Origin of the sequence: Erwinia sp. HR93 (assembly GCF_034555055.1) — a bacterium.
Classification (GTDB): domain Bacteria; phylum Pseudomonadota; class Gammaproteobacteria; order Enterobacterales; family Enterobacteriaceae; genus Apirhabdus; species Apirhabdus apintestini.
Genome location: NZ_JAXUDP010000001.1, coordinates 812425 through 833811, shown reverse-complemented (window position 1 = coordinate 833811; position 21387 = coordinate 812425). Strand labels below are relative to the sequence as shown.

22 protein-coding genes and 1 riboswitch are annotated in these 21387 nt (G+C 48.4%); of the genes, 7 read left to right on the top strand and 15 right to left on the bottom strand.

Translation table 11 applies throughout. From position 1 onward, the window contains the following. Position 1: 1 nt before the first annotated feature. The 12 genes from SFA31_RS03975 to SFA31_RS03920 all read right to left on the bottom strand — a co-directional run bounded on the left by SFA31_RS03975 (position 2) and on the right by SFA31_RS03920 (position 9133). Positions 2-742, bottom strand: a complete 741-nt coding sequence (locus SFA31_RS03975) for a tight adherance operon protein (protein WP_322836810.1) — start codon at positions 740-742, stop codon at positions 2-4. Continuing rightward, a complete protein-coding gene (locus SFA31_RS03970) occupies positions 729-1562 on the bottom strand; it encodes a type II secretion system F family protein (protein WP_322836809.1) in 834 nt (277 codons plus the stop codon). Before SFA31_RS03970 ends, SFA31_RS03975 begins: the two co-directional genes overlap by 14 nt. Next, entirely contained in the window at positions 1559-2422 is an 864-nt protein-coding gene (locus SFA31_RS03965) for a type II secretion system F family protein (protein WP_322836808.1), read from the bottom strand. The genes SFA31_RS03970 and SFA31_RS03965 overlap by 4 nt, the downstream gene beginning before the upstream one ends. Before the next feature lie 4 nt (positions 2423-2426). Next, entirely contained in the window at positions 2427-3707 is a 1281-nt protein-coding gene (locus SFA31_RS03960) for a CpaF family protein (protein ID WP_322836807.1), read from the bottom strand. 4 nt (positions 3708-3711) lie between these two features. Then, positions 3712-4824 carry a tight adherance operon protein gene (locus SFA31_RS03955; protein WP_322836806.1) on the bottom strand — a complete coding sequence of 371 codons (1113 nt, stop codon included), beginning with the start codon at positions 4822-4824 and terminating at the stop codon, positions 3712-3714. A 15-nt stretch (positions 4825-4839) separates the two neighbouring features. Further along, entirely contained in the window at positions 4840-5310 is a 471-nt protein-coding gene (locus SFA31_RS03950; RefSeq protein WP_322836805.1) for a hypothetical protein, read from the bottom strand. Next, positions 5307-6641 carry a type II and III secretion system protein family protein gene (locus tag SFA31_RS03945; RefSeq protein ID WP_322836804.1) on the bottom strand — a complete coding sequence of 445 codons (1335 nt, stop codon included), beginning with the start codon at positions 6639-6641 and terminating at the stop codon, positions 5307-5309. Before SFA31_RS03945 ends, SFA31_RS03950 begins: the two co-directional genes overlap by 4 nt. 51 nt (positions 6642-6692) lie before the next feature. After that, a complete protein-coding gene (locus SFA31_RS03940) occupies positions 6693-7568 on the bottom strand; it encodes a hypothetical protein (protein WP_322836803.1) in 876 nt (291 codons plus the stop codon). Positions 7569-7581: 13 nt separating this feature from the next. Further along, on the bottom strand, positions 7582-8052 hold the full coding sequence (locus SFA31_RS03935) for an A24 family peptidase (protein WP_322836802.1): 471 nt from the start codon (positions 8050-8052) through the stop codon (positions 7582-7584). 36 nt (positions 8053-8088) lie between these two features. Next, positions 8089-8322 carry a Flp family type IVb pilin gene (locus SFA31_RS03930; RefSeq protein WP_322836801.1) on the bottom strand — a complete coding sequence of 78 codons (234 nt, stop codon included), beginning with the start codon at positions 8320-8322 and terminating at the stop codon, positions 8089-8091. Between the two features lie 172 nt (positions 8323-8494). Beyond that, positions 8495-8812 carry a hypothetical protein gene (locus tag SFA31_RS03925; protein ID WP_322836800.1) on the bottom strand — a complete coding sequence of 106 codons (318 nt, stop codon included), beginning with the start codon at positions 8810-8812 and terminating at the stop codon, positions 8495-8497. A gap of 75 nt (positions 8813-8887) precedes the next feature. Then, positions 8888-9133 (bottom strand): hypothetical protein, encoded by a 246-nt coding sequence (locus SFA31_RS03920; protein ID WP_322836799.1) that lies wholly within the window; start codon positions 9131-9133, stop codon positions 8888-8890. A gap of 998 nt (positions 9134-10131) precedes the next feature. On the opposite strand from SFA31_RS03920, the gene SFA31_RS03915 reads away from it, so the two are divergent. The 6 genes from SFA31_RS03915 (at position 10132) to ghrB (ending at position 16428) form a co-directional block, all read left to right on the top strand. Beyond that, positions 10132-10695, top strand: coding sequence for a DNA-3-methyladenine glycosylase I (locus SFA31_RS03915; protein ID WP_322836798.1), 564 nt, complete (start codon positions 10132-10134; stop codon positions 10693-10695). A gap of 429 nt (positions 10696-11124) precedes the next feature. Further along, the gene (locus SFA31_RS03910; RefSeq protein WP_416208317.1) at positions 11125-12153 is read left to right on the top strand and encodes a LacI family DNA-binding transcriptional regulator; all 1029 of its coding nucleotides are present in this window, start codon (positions 11125-11127) and stop codon (positions 12151-12153) included. 125 nt (positions 12154-12278) lie between these two features. Continuing rightward, on the top strand, positions 12279-13019 hold the full coding sequence (locus SFA31_RS03905; RefSeq protein WP_322836796.1) for a sugar phosphate isomerase/epimerase: 741 nt from the start codon (positions 12279-12281) through the stop codon (positions 13017-13019). Continuing rightward, positions 13016-13951 carry a sugar kinase gene (locus SFA31_RS03900; RefSeq protein ID WP_322839283.1) on the top strand — a complete coding sequence of 312 codons (936 nt, stop codon included), beginning with the start codon at positions 13016-13018 and terminating at the stop codon, positions 13949-13951. The genes SFA31_RS03905 and SFA31_RS03900 overlap by 4 nt, the downstream gene beginning before the upstream one ends. Before the next feature lie 91 nt (positions 13952-14042). Next, positions 14043-15332, top strand: a complete 1290-nt coding sequence (locus SFA31_RS03895) for an MFS transporter (RefSeq protein ID WP_322836795.1) — start codon at positions 14043-14045, stop codon at positions 15330-15332. Between the two features lie 118 nt (positions 15333-15450). After that, on the top strand, positions 15451-16428 hold the full coding sequence (gene ghrB / locus SFA31_RS03890; protein ID WP_322836794.1) for a glyoxylate/hydroxypyruvate reductase GhrB: 978 nt from the start codon (positions 15451-15453) through the stop codon (positions 16426-16428). A 106-nt stretch (positions 16429-16534) separates the two neighbouring features. Here ghrB and SFA31_RS03885 read toward each other — a convergent pair whose 3' ends face one another. Then, on the bottom strand, positions 16535-17245 hold the full coding sequence (locus SFA31_RS03885; protein WP_322836793.1) for a DUF3053 domain-containing protein: 711 nt from the start codon (positions 17243-17245) through the stop codon (positions 16535-16537). Positions 17246-17448: 203 nt separating this feature from the next. Continuing rightward, positions 17449-17518, top strand: a riboswitch (Fluoride riboswitch). Positions 17519-17712: 194 nt separating this feature from the next. On the opposite strand from SFA31_RS03885, the gene crcB reads away from it, so the two are divergent. Then, on the top strand, positions 17713-18093 hold the full coding sequence (gene crcB / locus SFA31_RS03880; RefSeq protein WP_322836792.1) for a fluoride efflux transporter CrcB: 381 nt from the start codon (positions 17713-17715) through the stop codon (positions 18091-18093). A gap of 151 nt (positions 18094-18244) precedes the next feature. Here the strand turns inward: crcB and glyS are convergent, their stop codons facing one another. Further along, complete coding sequence (gene glyS / locus SFA31_RS03875; protein ID WP_322836791.1) at positions 18245-20314, bottom strand: glycine--tRNA ligase subunit beta; 2070 nt, start codon at positions 20312-20314, stop codon at positions 18245-18247. A gap of 9 nt (positions 20315-20323) precedes the next feature. Beyond that, entirely contained in the window at positions 20324-21235 is a 912-nt protein-coding gene (glyQ, locus tag SFA31_RS03870) for a glycine--tRNA ligase subunit alpha (RefSeq protein WP_322836790.1), read from the bottom strand. Positions 21236-21387: the final 152 nt, after the last annotated feature.

Below are 21387 nucleotides of genomic sequence, written 5' to 3'. Positions count from 1 at the left end.
TTTATTTTACCTCATTTTTGATTGGGCCAAGTCGGCTTAATGAGTCAACCAGCTCATCCGGGTATTCACTCATATTCTCGGCCTTTACAATTTGCTGGGCATAACGCATATCCCCAACCTTCACTAAGCCAATCACCAGGTTGCGTAACATACGATCCTGCTTTCTGCCACGCAGATACTGCGGTAATAAAACGCCGACGGCATCCTGGTAACGCTGGTCGAGTAAATAGACCATCGCCATATTATTTAGCGCAACGTCATCCTCAATAAACAGATCGCGGGATTTCTGGAATGCCGCCGTCGCATCAGCATATTTCCCCATCATTGCCAGCGTAATGCCCTTTAGGTTGTAAGCTTCGGCGTACTGATTATCCTTCGTCAACATCCGCTCCGTAGTGCGCAATGCCTGAGGATAATCCCCTAACGAAATCATATTTTTGGCCTGTAGCGCATAAATATTAAGATCGGGCTGCTGCATTAGCGGCTGGAGGTAATATAGTGAGGATTTATAATCACCGTCCTGATAGTAATAACTTGCCAGCTTGAAGCGGACTTTAGCGTCTTCTTTATTCTTAAGAAAACTGCGGTACATATTAATCAGCCCGGTATAGTTCTTAGACTTCAGATAAATATCTTCCTGAACCTCAGGATTCGTTGAATTGCTGGCGTTCTGCCCAATGCTGGAACAGGCAGTTAATGAAATAAGCGAGAGTACAACGATCGCCTTTTTAAAAAATTCCATTTTTTATAATCCTCAAAATCCCTGGTGCGGTAATCAATACTGTGATGGGGAACATAATAAAAAGTATCAAAGGGATACTCATTTTGGCTGACAGTTTCCCAATTTTCTCTTCCATATTTAATAATTGCAGTTCACGGATATCCTGCGATAACTGAAGTAAGTTGTCATAAAGCGAGGTTCCGTAGTGAACGCTTTGCTGCAGGTTAGAGCAAAACATCTTCATTTCTGCTAAATCGATTGACTCATAAAGCTCGGTAAGCGCATCCTCCATTCCGGATACTTCCGCTTTCCGGGCCACCAGGTCCATAATCGACGCCAGGCTCTTGTCCATATGGCCGAACCGCTGGGCTACATATTTAATTGCGCTTTCAACCGTCATCCCGGTTTGAATACAAACGGCGACTAGCTCAATAAAGTAGGGAAGCGTGTCACCAATGCTGCGCATTCCTTTCTTAATATTGATGCTAATAAGAATTGATGGGATAACAATCACCCCAATAAAGATGAGCACTGTCACCATCAGACAGTCCTGGTAGCTCAATCCAATCACGTTTAAAGAAGTCAGTAGAAAAATCGGCGCCGCAATACAGGCCACTAACTTAATTTTGGTGGTCAGATCGTCATCTATTTTTTTGATAAAGGTTAACGTTGGGCTACCTTCGATGATGATTGTCGGAATATCAATCGGCGCTCCATCTTTTACCTTACGCTGAGTGGTATGAGAGTTTAAGATGCTGTCGACGCGATTAGACGATACCGACTTTTTCAGGCCAAAAATAAAGAAGATAGCGCCAGTAAATAACATCGCCATATAAATCATGTCGCTCTCCTTACCAGAAGATTGATAATCATGATACCGATCACTTCACTGGCAATGACATAGTAGAGTATGATGCGCCCCGTCCCATCCGTCATGATGAAATTAAAGTTTTCTGGGCTCAGATATTTCATACCAATGAAAAACAAAATGGGTATCGCCGCGACGATTTTTGCCGAGGCCCTGGCCTCTGACGTCATCGCTTTTTTGCGCCGCTCCAGCGTTTTATTGACGTTGATAATCCGAGACAGGCGATTAATCAGTAAACGTAACTGACCGCCCCGCTGCATGCTCACCAACATAACGACGAAGAAAAAATAGAAATCTCTGAAACAAAAAGCCCGCCACGCATCAATAAACACGCGTTCCGGGTCTTCGCCAAGGTTAAGTCTTCGGTTAATCATGTTAAACAGAGACCCCATTTCTCCCTCAACGTTTTCACCACAGCGCGCCAGCGCCTGATTAATACTGCTGCCGGCCGCCACCGCAGAGTTAACAACGCCCAGAACTTCAGGGAATTTTTCGTCAAATACCTTCCTGTGCAGCGATCTGCCAAGGCGAATTTGACCGATAAAAAGCGCTGCGCAGATTGTAGGAAGAAAAAATAGAAACGGAAACTGCAGCCAATAGCTATTGATAGTTAATGAGAAGAAAACCAGGCCTAATGAGATCATATATCCATTGAGTACGCCGTAGTTTTTGGCTGAGTATTGTTTCCACTCATTGATAATATTACTCATTGACGACTGGAGTAGCACCGGCCGCTGCGGTGACTGCCCGGAGAGTACTTTATTCAGTCTGCGATTTTTCAGGTAGCTCCATGCCAGGATTGCGATACCTAACATTGCAATAACGATATACATGGCATTAACTCATATTAAATATTTGTTTTAATTCTTTAGAGAGATTAAACAGAGCAGCATTCTTCATCACCGCAGAGCGAACTAACAATCCATGGTTGATGAACTCTCCCTGAATTTTTCCGTCAGCGTCGCGCTCGTCTTCACCTGAAAATGAGAAGATATCCTGAAGAATAATTTTATCGCCTTCAATTCCCATAATTTCACTGATATTCATCACTTTCCTGGAACCGTCATTTAAGCGAGAAGCCTGAATAATTAAGTTAATTGCTGAGGCGATATTGCGGCGAATCGATTCGATGGGAATTCCCATACCTGCCATCATCACCATATTTTCAAGGCGCGCCACCGCATCTCGCGGTGAGTTGGCGTGTAATGTCGACATAGAACCATCGTGGCCGGTGTTCATCGCCTGGAGCATTTCAAATGCTTCTTCGCCACGGCACTCCCCCACAATTATGCGATCGGGTCGCATCCTGAGTGAGTTGATTAATAGTGCACGCATAGGAATTTTACCGGTATTTTCCACACCGGCCATGCGCGTTTCCATACGCAGTACATGAGGCTGCATCAGCCTGAGTTCTGCTGCATCCTCCATAGTGATGATACGTTCATTCTCATCAATAAATTCAGAAATCGCATTTAGCAGCGTGGTTTTACCTGAACCGGTACCGCCGGAAATAATGATATTCGCGCGGCAGCGTGCGGCAATGACAATAAAATCCGCCATTGCGTTACTCATAGCGCCTTTATCGATTAAATCCTGCAGCCCCATATTACGTTTAGAGAATTTACGAATGGAAATAGCCGTACCATCCAGTGAGATAGGCTGAATAGCGACATTAAGACGGCTGCCGTCTTCCAGACGAGCATCAACCAGCGGCTGGCCGTCGTCAAGGCGACGCCCAACTTTTTGCACCAGTCGGCGCGCGATATCCGTAAGCTGTACGTTATCAATAAACTGTTTATCGGTTCTTTCCAGCTTACCAAAGCGCTCAATAAAGATTTTCTCCGGCCCATTCACAAGGATATCGGATACGGTCTCATCTTCGATTAGCGCCTGCAGTGGGCCAAAACCCATAATTTCATCGGCCATAATATTGGCCATTTCACGCTGGTCCTGCGCGGATAAATAAACGTTTTCTTTCTCAATAGCTCGCTCAACGATATTGCTAATTTCCGTAACCAGTAGAGCTTTATCGTCGATCAGTTTTTCAATCTTTTCTATTTCAATATTTTTTAATATGCTTTCGCGTAATGATTTTTGCAGATCCTTATTGATGCTCATAACGCTATTTCCTTATTAGAGTTTTCAGGAATGCAAATTTCTCTGGCGCTACATCAATACCCAAGATCTTTTTCGTTAATGCATCAATTCCTTTTTGCATCGCACTCAGGGTGGGGCCTTTAACGGAGACTTTTTCCAGCCCACCGCGAACATAAGGCAATTCAACATCGAAGGGGCGCCCTAAAACTCTTTCTAAATCGGTTACCACAATATCGCTATGCTTGTAGGGATGCAGATCGTTAAAGCAAACAAAAACCCGCCGCGTAATTCGGTTGATTTTGTGCAACACCTCAACCTGTTCCAACATCATTTTTGCCACCCGCACGGATGCATAACTGCGGTTAACTACTAAAATAATGCACAGCGATTCTTCGACCAGCGAACGCATCATCTCTTTGGAAATAGACTGGATTGCCTGTTCAAAAACGATAAACTCGAAGCGTTGATGGACCTCTTCCGTTAACTCAGAATGGAGTGTCGGTGAAGTAGAGCAAGCATCTAGGTTTTTTCTTACCGGCGTAAATTCCTGCAGCATTTTTTTGCCAAGAATAAAATCCAGATCTTCAGACCCTCGGTCACCAGAGACAAGTAAGGTCGATGCGTTGCGTTCATCAACGATATGGTTTGCAATATGATAGGCCAGTAACGTATTTCCAACACCCCCCTTGCACCCTAATACGGCAATAGAGATTGCATTTTTCTTACGAGTAGAATGTTCGGATTTATCGCTTACGGCCGCCTGTACAATAAGTCCTTTCTGAGCAGAAGAATTAAAATAACTAATATTATAGTCAGCAAACTGCTGCGCCAGAGAAATAGAGTCGCTATTCCCTACCAGACAAAACCATACGCCACCCGGAAGTTTAATTTGCAGGGACTGCACGATGTTATCCACATCCGTTCGGCTCCCGACATCGATTATCGCCCCCTTCATATCGTCCGGGGTTTGAAACGCACCACTGGCCAGGACATCTGTATCAATACCGCTGACCTTCGTCATCCCCGCTAATCGCAATTCGCTGACAAGTTCCTCCGCTAAAGAGGTCGACAGCGAAAAGACATACAGCGCATCTTCTTCTTTTTTGCTTTTATTATCATTCTTAGAGAACAGCAACATTTAGCCTACGCCTCTTTATAACTGATAGGAAAACGGATTAACCAGGCTATTTTCCAGCGTAGTACGCTCCGCACAGCCATAATCGTTTTTAACATGATCTTTATAATTCAGAGTGCGGCCTTTACATTCCGACGAGCGACGAATGACATTATGTAAATAGACTTTAATGCCTCGATAGCTGTTATTTGTAAAACCGCCTTTCTCCTGCTTAAAGATAATCTGGTATGGTGTCATCCCTCTTTGTATCAGTTGATTACGCAGTTTCTTAGCTGTGTCCGTATATTTCTCATTGTTCCAGTATACGTACAGCTCACCGCCAAATTTTGCGCCAGCATCATTGATAATTTTCCCTGCTACTACCTCAACCGAAACTACGTCCGTGGCTTCAAGACTATACTGCCTGATGTCCTGAAAGCTTGCCGCCGCGCTGGCGCAATAGAAAAATATGCCAGCAAGCAAGAACAAAAAGTTATTTACCGTTTTCATTTAATAAAACCTCCCTGTTCAATAAAGTTAACGGCTCTCTCTTTATCTCTGCTGCCGGTAATACCGTCTATATTGAACAGGCGGGCCCAGGTGGATGTTGCGCGATATTCCGGATACACCACGTCCCTTTGCGTAATAGGTTTCACCAAATGTACCGTGGCAATCACCACCAGTTCAGTATTCTTCTTCTTTGTTGCCGAGTTTCTGAACAAAGCCCCGAGGATAGGGATGTCGCCAATAAATGGAATACGTGATAACAGCTCCTGCTCATTTTTATTTATTAAGCCGCCCAATAAGAAGCTCTCACCATCGGCCAGCTCGACGGTAGTTTTAGCTCGCCGGACCTGAATTGTAGGAAAGCTGCTATTGCCCTCCACTGACTTATCTAAATTACTCACTTCCTGGCCCAGGATAATACGAATTTTCTTGTTGCTATTAACCTTCGCGCCGATATTTAACTTAATGCCGTACTCTTTATAAGATATCGTACTACCGTTTATATTGGAGGTGACAATTGGCACCTCTCCGCCCACTAAAAACTCTGCGGTTTCACCGGAAAGTACGGATAAATTAGGTTCCGCCAGGATGTGAGCTACCGATTCATTGCCGATAGCATGAATCAAATTAGTTATTGAACCCGCGTTAAATTTCACCAGTCGGAATAGTCCAGGTGCAATGTCACCCCCACTGCTAATATTGCTCCAATCGACCCCAATGTTCTCAGTGAACTCCCTGGTAACCTCAACGACAGAAAGTTTTACGTTCACCTGATTAGTAATGGGCAACTGTAGCTTATTAATTACCCCTTCATAATAGGTTTGGCTAAGCCAGGGCAGTTTCTCATCATCAGAATCCGAATCTTTGCCTTTAGATTTAACTTTACGGGTATATTCTTTAGCCTTTGCGCCAACACCCACGCCCACGATTTGATAAATCTGGTCTTTATCTTCTTCTTTAGCGACGGTACCTGAAATGATATAAGTCTCGCCCACCTTTTGGATAGCGACGTTGCTGTCCGGGAACTGTTCTGATATTTGCTTATTAACATGTCCTAATACCGGATCGACAATAATAATACTTTTTAAAACCTGCTCGCCCGCCTTATTGAAGGCCGCGATTTCAGACCGGCCTTTGCTTTTAGCATAGATAACCATGCTTTTGTCGCCAATAATCTCATAGTCCACCACAGCCTGAGCGGAGACAAATACCGTATCGACGTTCTCCTGAAACTGAACGACCTTACTGTCTCCCGGCTGAAGCCAGATTTCTGCGGCCAGAGCAGTAGAGCTAGCCAGCAGCGATAATGCCAGCAATGCAATTCTTTTTATCATCAGGAAATCTCCCCAATACGCAGAGCGTTCAGATACATGAAAGTTGTTATTTTATTTTTCATTTCCATTGCTATTACCATTACTATTACCGCGCAGCTCCTTAATGGCCTTAAACTGAGGTAATACTTCATCTTGATGAATATCTTCCCTCAGATAATCTTCTGCTTTCACTTCCGGTGTGATAACAATGTCCCCGATATTTTCAATAGTCTTAATCTCAACGAACTGTTTATTATTCAACCTAACTGCAACATTACCGACTATAGGTTCTTTATTAGACCAACTCGATTTTTCATTGGTTTTTTCTTTATCAAGCTTAGAGACATCCATCACAACGACATTATTAAAAATACGTTTCAGGAAATATTTATTATCTTCATTTTTTTGCGATCCAGGCGGTGTTCCATCAGATGAAACCTCCGGTGTTGATGAAACCACTTTTTCTTTCTTAATGGCTCTTAAATAAATAGCAACTCTAGATCCTGCAGTTAATGAGGTCAGAAGATATTCATCACTACCTTTTCTAATTGGCACTCCATATAGCGAATATTCGCTATTAAGGCCATGCTTTAAATAGCCAGGTGTACCGGGTTTTTCCAGCACGGCAGGCAAAATGGCTTCCCCTTGTGCTACTTTAGTGCGAATCAAAAATCCTGACAAATCGCTGCCTAATGCAGAAAGATCTTTCGCATCTTTATAATCTCCATTATCAACCGTAACCGTCTGGGATTTAATCACATATGAATTACTGTTAATAATATCCCCTGGATACAAATCGTTAACCGCTTCAGCATAAATAATACTTTTTGATATACTTTGAGGTGCAGCTTTAGCCACAGCCCCATCCCCAGACTTTTGTCTAATAATGCCGACAATGCCTACCGCAATTATTACCACTGATAAGATCAGTATAATCCGTTGATTCATTATCAACTTCCTGTCACAGTAAAATTAAATGAAAAAAATAAGATAACGAGATTGCGACGCCGTAAGGCACGCCAAATTTTTTAATTTTCTCTCTGTAAAAAATAAGGCCAAAAAAAACGATGGCAACGCCAAATACCGTTGTCATAAACAGAAAAGAAAAAAATAGGTTAGCAGGAATCATCAGGCTCAGGCAGCAGAACAGCTTAACATCACCGGCACCCATAACGCGAAGATGAAAAAGCGCATAGCCAACAATGAACGAAATAAGGGCGGGAACGAGACTAATGCTCTGGTTTACCGCACAGTAAACCAGAGCAAGAGAAAGAATAACAATGACTTTGCTGTTTTTAATCGTGCGATGATAAATATCATCAAAGCATACAGACAGGCATATTAAAGCTATCACTAACAGCGTAACAATCTTTAGATAACTTTCCATGTCACCTTCTCCATAAAAACACCTGAGTGCTGCCAGGAAATCCACTTTCCTAACAGCACTCTGGTAAAAACTACTCTCTTATCATGACTTCGCTGATACGGTAACGCTCTGAATGGCAGCAGCGATTGCCTCAAACGTATCATTTAATGCTCCCAGGAAGCCTTTGTCCTGGTTACCCAGAACGGCTGCCAGCAGCGTCGCCATCGCAACAGCGATCAGCGCATATTCAATAGCAGTTACGCCATCTTGATTATTTTTGAAAGTACCCAGACGGCATTTAGCATATTCGTAGCAATTAGAAATAACGTTTAGCATCAGACTATTCCTTGTGTTGATTATATTTTCTCTATGATACCAGTTTAAAATACCGCACATTAGTAATGAGTTGTAATGAACAATATTGCGATCGCGCAGTGCTGGTAAAGCAAAATATAGGCAACCGCACTGAATAAATCCTCATAACTGCCTTACAAATTATTTTTTTTCCTCATTTCACCATAAATAACAGTGCAAAAATCAAGGTCGTTATCCAGCAAACGGCAATAATCGCCATCGTGGTAACAAATACATTCCAGCTTTTACTCTGATACCATTCTTTTCCCGACTGGTCATCGCCTATATTTGCAGAAACAGGTACACCGGTTGCTTTCGATAACTTATTTTCTGTCACCATTAACGCCGATTCCGAATCAGATTTTTCCCCTTGGAAAATCTCTTCCTCGCTTTGTTGCGAAGTATTTTCTTTCGGTGTTAACGTTTCCTCTTTTTCAAGTGCCAGCTCTTCGATCTGCCCGGTATAACGCACACCTTTCCGTGGTATCGTTTTAATCAATGACTCAGCTAATCCACATGCGTTTAACGCTTTACGTAATAGATAAAGCTACCCATAATAGCTGCTTTCACTAACGGAACCATTTTGTTCCTGCCAGACAAAGTCAATAATCTTTTGTTTATCAGTCTCGCCGGCTAATAGCAAAGAAAGAAAACGATAACTATTCTCGGAAAGCTCAACGATATTATTACTCTTCGTGACCAGACATCTTTTAGCTGGAAGAAAAGTTACATTGTTATCCAGACGGAATATCTTCGCTTCATTATTCCTTAAGCCATCCATTAACTTATCCATCCACATCCATTTTATGATAGTCTGTCAACATCGGTAAGCTTATATCGTGAAAAAATCTCACCCGCAAGTTCATTTTTAGCATTAATTCTTATTTTCCACTGTGCCTTATAGCGTCATCATGAAATAATCTGAACTTTATTTTTATTACCTTTATACAAACTGATATACTTCATAAATTCTAATAAGATCTTTCGCATTTGGTAAATTCAATCACCCTCCAAAATCCTCACTTATACTCACGAAGGCTGTTTCTTCTGCTTTCTATTTCTATATCTCTTTGCTATCTCTGAATCTCTTCAATGCGACCTTCTGCACTCGGATAGCCGCCATCGTTACCTCATATGTTAATAAAACTTACTAATGACCTCTGACAATATATGGTCCATAAGACTATTTGTGAATAGTGAACTCCATTTCTTCCCTCTTTATCCGATAGGGATATGAATTTTCTTATCTTTGCTTTTAAGAATTTGTTATTGGCTTTATTTTAATAAAAAATAATAACTGACAGGTTAAATGCATCTTTACATAATATCATTCAACCTCATACCACAATTTCAATAATATCTTTTATCCGGCTTTCTCTCATACACACCCTATAAATCGCACCTAACTTCATTTCCCCTCGATCCTATAATGATATTTCTTATCACTGCGATGCTAATTACAGCACTGTAATTAATTGTAATTGCTTTATTTTTACAGGGGAATGTTTACCAACATTAATATCGCCCTTGATACCACAGGAAAACTCTCTATTCTTTTTGCATAGTGGCCAGGTAAAACCAAGATTAATTGATAATCAATAACACTGGTCATTCATAGGGTGACCATCAGATAAAGTACACGTTTTCGGTATTGCGCCTTACCTGCGTATTTAAAGTTGGATGAAAGTAGGCGCAAAGCGGTTTGCGTATATAATTTCACATGCAGAGGCGCCCGTTTTACCGTAACCTGCTCCATTAAATAGCTTAGGTTTTGTTATACAGGAGCAACTTATGCAGCGCTGTGGATGGGTCACACAGGATCCGCTTTATATCGCCTATCATGACGATGAGTGGGGAAAGCCAATCACCGATCGTCAAAGACTATTCGAAATGATTTGCCTTGAAGGTCAGCAGGCCGGGTTATCGTGGATTACTGTGTTAAAGAAAAGAGCGCATTATCGCCACTGTTTTCATCAATTCGTACCGGAGTTAGTTGCAAAGATGACGCCGGAAACGCGCGATTTACTTCTGCAGGACGCCGGGCTTATCCGCCATAGCGGAAAGCTGGATGCGATTATCCATAATGCGAACGCGTTACTCGCTATGGAAGAAAACGGCGAAGACTTCTCACAATTCATTTGGTCATTCGTCGATGGTAAGCCGCAAATCAATTTTCCCACCTCATTGAGCGACATCCCTACGAATACCCCGGCCTCAGATGCCCTTTCGAAAGCGCTCAAAAAACGCGGGTTTAAATTCGTCGGCTCAACCATCTGTTATGCATTTATGCAATCCTGCGGGTTGGTTAACGATCACGTGACGGACTGTTTTTGTGCGCCAAACGGCTCAGATTGACCATAATCGGCAGCGGGCGGGCGATGATAATGGAACCTTTATTCTCCTGCGGCTTTCATTATCATTGCTGGCGAATGGCTTTTCACAAAGCCCGTTTTATTAAGCGTTCTATTTGCAGTGGTAATAAATGTGCTTACACAAGCGCCCGGCATTAAGCATTTATTGTAGCCTCACGGCGGAACATTTTTATCACGCACAGCGTTTTCAAGAACGCTATCAACTCGATAAATCCGCCTTATATCCGTGGCATCACATTCTCAAAAAACCTGTAATATAGCTGCTTTCTGAACCGCTATTCACAATCATGATATGCGATTTATATCTAAAACCGCTTCACCCGAAGGTACTTTCTGCCCCGCTATCGGCACCCGATGGCGCAACTCATCCCTGATAATCTGTGAATATGTTAATCTCGCTCCGCATCCAAGGATGCCAGCCATGAAAAATAGCGCCACTATCAGCGATGTCGCTCGTGCAGCAAAAACGGGCAAGACCAGCGTTTCCCGCTATTTAAATGGCGAACAGCACCGATTATCCGACGCGCTGCGCCTGCGAATTGAGCAGGCAATTCGCGGGTTAAACTATCGGCCAAATCAAATGGCGCGCGGCCTTAAGCGCGGGCGAACGCGCCTCATAGGCGTTATTATTGCCGATATCACTAACCCCTATTCGATTGAAATACTCGGAGGGATTGAATCTACCTGCCGCGAGCACGGCTATACGCTTCTGGTATGCAACGCCAATAATGAAACCGAGCTGGAAGCACATTATCTTAAACTACTGTATAGCTATCAGGTTGAAGGCATTATTATTAATGCCGTTGGGATTCGTGAGTTCAGTTTCGGGCAACACCCTCACCCCACGATACCCACCGTGTTGATCGATCGTAAAATCACAGGGCAGGCTCTGGATATGGTTGGGCTGGACAACCATCAGGCAACGCAACTTTGCGTTCAGCATCTGTTGCATCAAGGGTTTCAGGCGCTCCTTTTCCTCAGTGAGCCAGTGGCTTGCGTCAATACACGACGCGAGCGGCAGCACGTTTTCCATACTCTCCTGCAGAAACATCCCGACATTGCGGCAGAGAGCCGACAAATCGCGTTAACTGCTCCGTCCGGAGAGCTGGATGCCCTCATCAATACCTTCCAGCATCGTTATAAAAAGAGTCCCTGCGCGATAGTCTCCGCCAACGGCGCGATTGCGCTGCATATTGCACGCGCTTTAAAGCGCCTCAGCTTGGTACCCGGTAAAGATATTGGCCTGCTGAGCTTTGATGAACTGCCGTGGGCGGATCTCGTCAGCCCTGGCATTACCACATTACAGCAGCCGACGACGCTTATCGGCCAGGCCGCGCTGGAGCGTTTGATTCTGCGCATTCAGGGCAGTGCGGATGCGCCAGCCGATAAATTATTTCCCGGCAGGCTTAACTTTCGCGGCTCCACCCAAATTTCAAATTAACGCATTCCTCATTTACTCTCTTAGCGTGACAGCGATCATAGATTATTGCCTCAGTGCTTTTATATGGAACCGGTTCCATTTACCGTAAATCAATTGTGTCATTATTGTTAATAATTGAGACGGTAATGAGAAGAGACATTTTTGTAGTTACCGCCGCCTATGGTCGGGAGCGCCTCGCCAAACTGGGAGGACAAATGAATATCCTGCCGCTCATTGCCGCCGCAGGGGCGGATGGGGTTGAAATTCGGCGGGAACTTTTAGGCGGCCGGCGCCTCTCCGCGCTGGCAAAGACCATTGCGGATAACAACCTGAAAGCCTGTTATTCCGCACCGGAACCGCTCTTCACAGAGCAGGGGCGCGTGAATCCTCTACTGCCGTCGCTGCTGCAGGAAACCCGCGAACTAAACGCTCGCTGGATAAAGCTCCCGTCTGGAAATTATCACTCTCCGTCGCAGCTTGCAGCGCTACGGGAAATCATCACGCCGAATGCGCCCGCGTTAGTCATCGAAAACGATCAAACTCCTTACAGCCGTCTTGCTAACATCATTCGCCTGCGCGACGCGCTACAAAAGCAGCGGCTATCTTATGCCTTGGCCTTTGATATGGCGAACTGGTTATGGGTCGATGAATCGCCGGAGCTGGCGGCAGAAAACCTGCGTCAGGACATTGGCTATATTCATGTGAAAGCCGCTACCGCATACCCAGGCGGCTATCGCGCCATTGCGCTGGATGAGGCGGAACCGCGCTGGCTGCAATTGTTTAAGCAACTCCCCGCCACTTCCCCGTGCGGTATTGAATTTCCACTGGAAGGGCACGACTTACTGGCCGTTACCCGCCACTATATTCGCGTACTCCGCGAGGTATAACCATGCTTGATGTCATTACAATCGGCGAGGCCATGGCGATGTTTATTGCCTGTGAAACCGGCAGTCTCGCCCACTGCGAACACTTTATTAAACGCGCAGCAGGCGCCGAACTCAATGTCGCAACCGGGCTGGCGCGCCTGGGGTTAAACGTCGGCTGGGTTAGCCGCGTAGGAAACGACAGCTTCGGCCACTTTATTTTGCAGCAGTTACAAAAAGAGGGTATCGACAGCCGGGGCGTCGTAATTGATAACGCGCACTCTACCGGTTTCCAGCTTAAATCCAAAGTGGATGACGGCAGCGATCCCGTCGTGGAATATTTCCGGCAGGGATCGGCGGCCAGCTATCTATCTCCTGATGATTTCCAGGCCGCCTATTTTTATCAGGCGCGCCATCTCCACATAACCGGCGTCGCCGCCGCGCTCTCTGAAAGCTCGCTGGCATTGCTGTACCACGCGGCAAGAAATATGAAGGCACAGGGGAAAACGCTGTCATTTGATCCCAATCTGCGCCCGGTATTGTGGAAAAGCGAAGCAGAAATGGTAAGAAAATTAAACGCGCTGGCCTGCCAGGCAGACTGGGTAATGCCCGGTCTGAAAGAAGGCATGATTTTAACTGGCCGCAGCGAACCTGACGCCATCGCCGATTTTTGGCTTGAGCGCGGCGTTCAGGCAGTTTTAATTAAAACCGGCGCAGATGGCGCCTGGTTTAAATCCGCAGACGGCGTATCCGGAGCCGTACCGGCAGAGCGCGTAGAACATATTGTAGATACCGTCGGCGCGGGCGACGGCTTTGCCGTTGGCGCGATCAGCGCCCTGCTGGAAGGACATACCTATTCGCAGGCGCTGGTGCGCGGCAACCGTATTGGCGCCCGCGCAATACAGGTTTCTGGCGATAGCGAAGGCCTGCCAACCCGGGCTGAGCTGGGCGAATAGCCGCGGCGCACAAATCCAATAGCACTGGCGCATTAGCCGTTAACTCTCATAACGTCGCCTGATACGCCGGACCAATCAGAGAGGCCGCCCAATGAATAGCTCAACCAATGCCCGTAAACGCTGGTGGTATATCATGCCCATCGTGTTTATCACCTACAGTCTGGCGTACCTCGACCGCGCTAACTTTAGCTTTGCCTCTGCGGCGGGTATCAATGAAGATCTGGGGATTACTAAAGGGATCTCCTCACTTCTCGGCGCCCTCTTTTTCCTCGGCTATTTTTTCTTCCAGATCCCCGGCGCCCTGTACGCGGAAAAGCGCAGCGTAAAAAAACTGATTTTTATCTGCCTGATATTGTGGGGCGGCTGCGCGTCATTAACCGGCGTGATTAGCAATATCCCGGCGCTGGCGGCAATTCGCTTCATTCTCGGCGTGGTCGAAGCCGCGGTTATGCCCGCTATGCTCATCTATATCAGCAACTGGTTTACTCAATCTGAGCGCTCTCGGGCAAACACCTTCCTTATACTTGGTAATCCGGTAACCGTATTATGGATGTCCGTGGTTTCCGGCTATCTGATTCAGTCATTTGGCTGGCGCGAAATGTTTATCTTAGAGGGGATCCCCGCCGTCATTTGGGCCTGCTGCTGGTGGGTACTGGTAAAAGACAAACCCGCTCAGGCGCGCTGGCTCAGCGCCGATGAGAAGCAGGCGCTACAGGACAAACTCGACAGGGAACAAATGGGCATCCAGGCCGTGCGCAATTACGGTGAGGCTTTTCGCTCGCGTAACGTTATCCTGCTGTGCCTGCAATACTTTGCCTGGAGCATCGGCGTTTACGGCTTTGTGCTGTGGCTTCCTTCAATTATCCGCAGCGCCGGGGCTGCGGATATGGGTATGGTCGAAGTCGGCTGGCTTTCCGCCGTACCTTATCTGGCCGCCACGGTAGCGATGATTGTCGTTTCCTGGGCCTCGGATAAACTTCAGCGCCGCCGGCTATTTGTCTGGCCACTATTGCTCGTCGGCGGGCTGGCTTTTATCGGCTCCTGGGCCGTGGGTGCCAATCACTTCTGGAGTTCCTACACGCTACTCGTGATAGCGGGCGCGGCGATGTATGCCCCGTATGGACCGTTTTTCGCGATTATCCCGGAAATGCTGCCAAGGAATGTCGCCGGGGGAGCCATGGCACTCATTAATAGCATGGGCGCGCTCGGCTCTTTTTTCGGCTCCTGGTTTGTCGGTTACCTGAACGGTTTGACGGGCTCGCCGGCGGCCTCATACATTTTTATGGGCGCCGCGCTTTTTGTCGCCGTCTGGCTCACACTTATTGTGCGCCCCGCCGCCAGCCAAAAGCCGGTGCCACCGAAGGCCCACAGTCACGCATGAACGCCATCGTCCCAATAACCGAAGCGATGGCTCGCCGGCCATCGCAAATAACTCACTCGCGGTCGCGCTATAGGCGATACTGCCATTCATTGACTCAATTTGGTTCCCGGAGCTTGCTATGAAGCCTTCCATTATTCTCTATAAAACTTTAACGGATAATCTTATCGACCGCCTGAAGCAGCGGGTCAACATTATTCAGGTGCCGGATTTAAGCCCGGATACGCTTAAAAAGCACGCCGACGACTTTGCCCGGGCCGAAGGATTACTCGGTTCCGGCGGTAAAGTAGATAGCGCGTTACTGGAAAATATGCCCGCGCTGCGCGCTGTCTCCACTATCTCCGTGGGCTATAACAATTTTGACGTCAATGCGCTGACCGAACGCGGTATCGCGCTTATGCACACGCCAACGGTGCTCACTGATACCGTCGCCGATACGCTCATGGCATTGGTGCTGTCCACCGCGCGTCGCATCAACGAGGTAGCAGAGCGCGTAAAACGCGGTGAATGGACACACAGTATTGGGCCAGACTGGTTTGGCGTAGATGTACATCATAAAACGCTGGGCATTATCGGGATGGGGCGTATCGGTATGGCACTGGCGCAGCGCGCCCACTGCGGTTTTAGCATGCCGGTGCTGTATCACGCGCGCAGCCAACATGCGCAGGCGGAAGAGCGTTTTAACGCCCGGCGCTGTAATCTCAACACCCTATTGTCAGAAGCTGATTTTGTGTGCCTGATTCTACCGCTGAGCGCGGAAACGCATCATATGATAGGCGCGGAACAGCTGGCCGCAATGAAACCGACCGCCATTTTCATTAACGCCGCGCGCGGCCAGATAGTTGACGAACAGGCGCTAATTAACGCGCTGCGTGAGAAGCGCATCCGCGCTGCCGGGTTAGATGTATTTGAACAGGAGCCAATAGATCCACAATCGCCATTGCTGCAGATGCCTAACGTGGTCGCAACGCCGCATATCGGCTCTGCGACGGCAGAAACGCGCGATGCAATGGCGCACAACGCCGTGGATAATTTACTGGCTGCCCTGCAGGGCAACGTAACCAAAAACTGCGTCAATCCCGAGGTTTTATCGCGCTAAACGCCGCGCGGAAGCGCTATTTACGGCGCCGTACCTCACAGTAACGGCGCCGCCAAACGTCGATATATCATCCCCACCGGGTAGCGCGACGAAAATGTCAGACGGCCTACTGTGTTACGCGGTTAAGCGAATCCCAGGCCTGACTAAAGGCCTGGTGCTGCGAGGCTAATGGCCCAATCAGGCTGTTATACTGGCTCGCCTGCTGACTGGTGGGGAACTGAATACCGCCATTAGCAAAACCGACTTTGTCACCCTGCTGCTGAATAAAATCACCCACCAGCACCAGTTGCTGCGTCAGCGTTTGCGCCGCCGGAATGACCGGTTCAAACGCCGCCGCCGGATCGGCGACCACTTTCTGCCAGGCATTATCAAACACGGCTTTTAAATCATCCGGCTGACGCAGTTCATTACGCGCGTTATCGGCCTGCGCCTTCGCGTTTTGCACCTGCTGGCTGAGCACGCCGAGCGCGCCGTTAGCCTGGCGTAGCATATCCCGCTGCGTCATATAATCCTGCGGCGCACGAATATGATTGACGCTGTCAACGACGGGCCTGATGCCGTTATCAATCGCCTGGTCCATCTGATGAGCGAAACCATACAAAATAGCGTAATCCGAGACAAAGGGGCCAAACTGTTTTTTCTGATCGGCCGTTAACGTGGGGAGCCTTTCGCCACTGCGCATTACCGTATGCTGCAGAAAATCGATAAACGCTTTACGCTGATCGCCTTCTTTATCAAAACAGCCGCTCAGGCTGACAATCATAAGCAAAGCCATAAATGGCGCTAACCAGCGGGAGCAGGACTTACCTGTCACCATATTTTCTACTCCTTCCAACGAGATACATAGAATGTTATGTCTTGCAGACAAGAATAGTCCAACATGCCGTTGCAGGATACCGTCTGCGGTGAATTTCTGATAGTCGCCCGGGAGTAACGCATTGGGTCGCTCAGTTATCGGCGACGATTTAACCCCTTGCCTGTAAGCCTTAACCCTGAGAAAATAGCGCGGTTGCTTTGTTCACAAAGCGGGGTGATGGCGTTCCACCTCGACCAACCGCTACCTGATGTAGCTGATGACGCCTGACATAGCGCTTTTTGCGGAGTTTTTCTGTGTCAGGATCGCGGCATCACGACATCTTTTCTTATGCAGTAACTCCTTTATCATTAGCGCAGATATTTCTCACCCTATGTTCGATAAAATTGGCGCCCATCCGCCAGCGCGAATAGCGTTGCCGCGCTTCTCTGATGTTCATAGCGCCACGTAAACGATAAAGGCTAAACAACATGTTAAAATCTCTTTTTGCCGTGCTCATCGGCGGTGCTCTCGGCAGCGCCTTGCGCTGGGCGCTGTCTAATCGATTAAACGCGCTTTTTCCTTCCCTGCCGCCGGGCACTTTAGTCGCTAATATTCTGGCCGGTTTGATTATTGGCGCCGCGCTGCCGGCCTTTATCCGCTACCCGGGAATCGATCCTGCGCTTCGCCTTCTTATTACCACGGGGATTTGCGGTGGCTTATCCACTTTTTCGACCTTCTCACTGGAAATATTTGTGCAGCTGCAGAGCGGCAACTGGCTGTGGGCCATTGGCGGGATAGCCGCCCACGTTGCGCTTTCACTTCTTGCGGTTGGCGTCGGCTTCGCGCTGGCGAATCTGATTATTTCGTAAATCCGCCGCCGCACAGCCATTCTCCGCCAGGCGCGCCCGGTTGAATTCATAGTGCCAGGCCGTAGCTGACAACCCCGCTCTCTTAACAGGCCACAAAAAAGCCGGCCCGCGCTTTCACGCGGGCCGGCTATTGCGAATAACGCGTCGTAATTTACTGCAGCAGAGAAATATCCGCCGCCTGTAAGAACAAATCACGCAAATTCGCTAGCAAAGTCAGTCGGTTAACTCGCAGAGCTTTATCGTCTGCCATGACCATAACCTTTTCGAAGAACTCATCTACCGGCTCACGCAGTGCGGCCAGTTCCACCAGCGCCTCCTGGTAACGCCCCTGCGCATAGTACGGTGCCAGTTTATCGCGCAGCACCGTGACCTGCATAGCAAGCCGGATTTCAGCGTCCTCTTTCAATACCGATGCCTGCACCTGCCCGTTGGGGGTTTCATCCGACTTCGCCAGGATATTGGAAACGCGCTTATTCGCCGCAGCCAGCGCGGCCGCCGCGTCCAGAGTACGGAAGTGCGAGACGGCCTTAACGCGCGCGTCAAAATCGGCGGGGCGCGTAGGGCGGCGCGCCAGCACGGCCTGAATAGTATCCACCGCGTGGCCTTCTTCCTGATACCAGGCGCGGAATCGGCCCAGCATAAAGTCGATAACGTCATTGAGCGCATTTGGATTAGTCAGTTTGTCGCCGTACAAACGTATTGCTTCAGCGGTCAGCGTTTGTAAATCCAGCGGCAAATTCTTCTCAACGATAATGCGCAATACGCCCAGCGCGGCGCGGCGTAGCGCGAACGGATCTTTATCGCCTTTCGGATGCTGCCCAATGCCAAAAATCCCTGCCAGAGTATCCATTTTATCGGCAATCGCCACCGCGCAGGAAACCAGCCCGGAAGGCAGCGCATCCCCGGCAAAGCGCGGCATGTACTGTTCATTCAGCGCCAGCGCCACATCTTCAGCCTCACCGTCATGCCGCGCATAGTGCATACCCATAACGCCCTGGGTATCGGTAAATTCAAACACCATGTTGGTCATCAGGTCGCACTTCGATAACAGGCCTGCGCGCGTCGCATGATTTACATCAGCGCCAATCTGGCGGGCAATCCAACCCGAGAGGGCTTCAATTCTGTCAGTTTTATCGCGCAGCGAACCCAACTGCTTCTGGAACAGCACGGTTTCCAGACGCGGAAGATTGTCTTCCAGACGCTTTTTACGATCGGTATTAAAGAAAAATTCGGCGTCCGCCAGGCGGGGGCGCACCACTTTTTCATTCCCCGCGATAATCTGCTGGGGATCGCTGGAGGCAATATTCGCAACGAAGATAAAATGCGGCAGTAAGTTGCCGTCGTTATCGTATACCGGGAAGTATTTCTGATCGCCTTTCATGGTGTATACCAGCGCTTCTGCCGGCACCGCGAGAAACTTCTCTTCAAATTTCGCGGTTAACACTTCCGGCCATTCCACCAGCGAGGTAACTTCTTCCAGCAGGCTTTCACTTAAATCTGCGTTACCGCCAATTTTACGCGCCGCGGCTTCAGCATCCGCTTTAATTTTGGCTTTACGCGCGTGGTAATCGGCCATCACCTTGCCGCGTTCCAACAAAATTTGCGGGTAATTATCGGCGCCGTCGAGGGGGAATTCAGCCTCGCCCATAAAGCGATGCCCGCGGATCACGCGATCGGAATTAACGCCGAGAATGGTCGCCGGAATGACATCGCTGCCCAATAGCAGCGTCACCGTATGCACCGGACGCACAAAGTGCACGTCAGAAGCGCCCCAGCGCATCAGTTTTGGGATCGGCAGTTTGGATAAGGCAACGCTGACCATATCCGGCAGCAGCGCCTGCGCGCTTTCGCCTTTTACATGCGCACGGTACAGCAGCCATTCGCCTTTATCCGTAGTTAAACGCTCAGCCTGCTCAACGGTAATACCGCAGCCACGCGCCCAGCCTTCTGCCGCTTTACTCGGTTTACCTTCTGCATCAAAGGCCTGAGCGATAGCCGGCCCGCGCTTTTCTACTTCGCGATCCGGCTGTGAAGCCGCCATATTTGCGACTTTCAGCGCCAGGCGGCGCGGTGCCGCAAACCACTCAACGCTTCCGTGCGCGAGACCCGCGTTATCGAGTTCCGCAGTAAAGTTCGCAGCAAAAGATTCCGCCAGGCTGCGCAGGGCTTTTGGTGGCAGCTCTTCAGTACCGATTTCCACCAGAAAAGTTTTTTCAGACATGGCCGCCTCTTATTTATTCTTGTTGCACATTGGGAAGCCCAGCGCCTCGCGGGAGGCATAGTAGGCTTCTGCCACCGCTTTGGTCAGCGTACGAATGCGCAGGATATAACGCTGGCGCTCGGTCACGGAGATGGCCTTACGCGCATCCAGCAGGTTAAAACTGTGCGCCGCTTTTAAAATTCGCTCATAGGCCGGCAGCGGCAGCGGCTTTTCCAGCGCCAGAAGCTGCTGCGCCTCTTTTTCATACTGCTCAAAGCAGGCAAATAAGAAATCGACGTCAGCGTATTCAAAGTTATAGGTGGACTGCTCCACTTCGTTCTGATGGAACACATCGCCATACGTCGTTTTCCCCAGCGGGCCATCGCTCCATACCAGGTCATAAACACTATCAACGCCCTGAATGTACATTGCCAGGCGCTCCAGACCGTATGTGATTTCCCCGGTAACGGGTTTGCACTCAAGGCCGCCTACCTGCTGGAAGTAGGTGAACTGAGTCACTTCCATCCCGTTAAGCCAGACTTCCCAGCCTAGCCCCCACGCACCGAGCGTCGGATTCTCCCAGTTATCTTCAACGAAGCGAATATCGTGCACCGTCGGGTCCAGCCCAAGTTCCCTGAGCGACCCGAGATATAATTCCTGAATGTTTTCCGGCGACGGCTTTATCACAACCTGAAACTGATAATAATGCTGCAGGCGGTTTGGGTTTTCCCCGTAGCGCCCATCGGTGGGACGGCGAGAAGGCTGGACGTAGGCGGTAGCCATTGGCTCCGGCCCCAGCGCCCGCAGGCAGGTCATCGGGTGAGAGGTGCCAGCGCCAACTTCCATATCCAGCGGCTGAACGATGGTGCAACCCTGGCGCGCCCAGTAATCCTGTAAGGTCAGGATCAGCCCCTGAAAGGTCCGGGTATCAAACTTTTGCATAATATTCGTGTGCGATACGCATATGTGTATTTTAGGAAACGGCCAGTATACCCTTTGACCGCCAGATATACAGCCAGAATTCAGGGTTTACTACCGCCCTCGGAGGATTTTCAGTGCGTTGATAATAGCGCTGTAACGCCCGGCAAAACGTA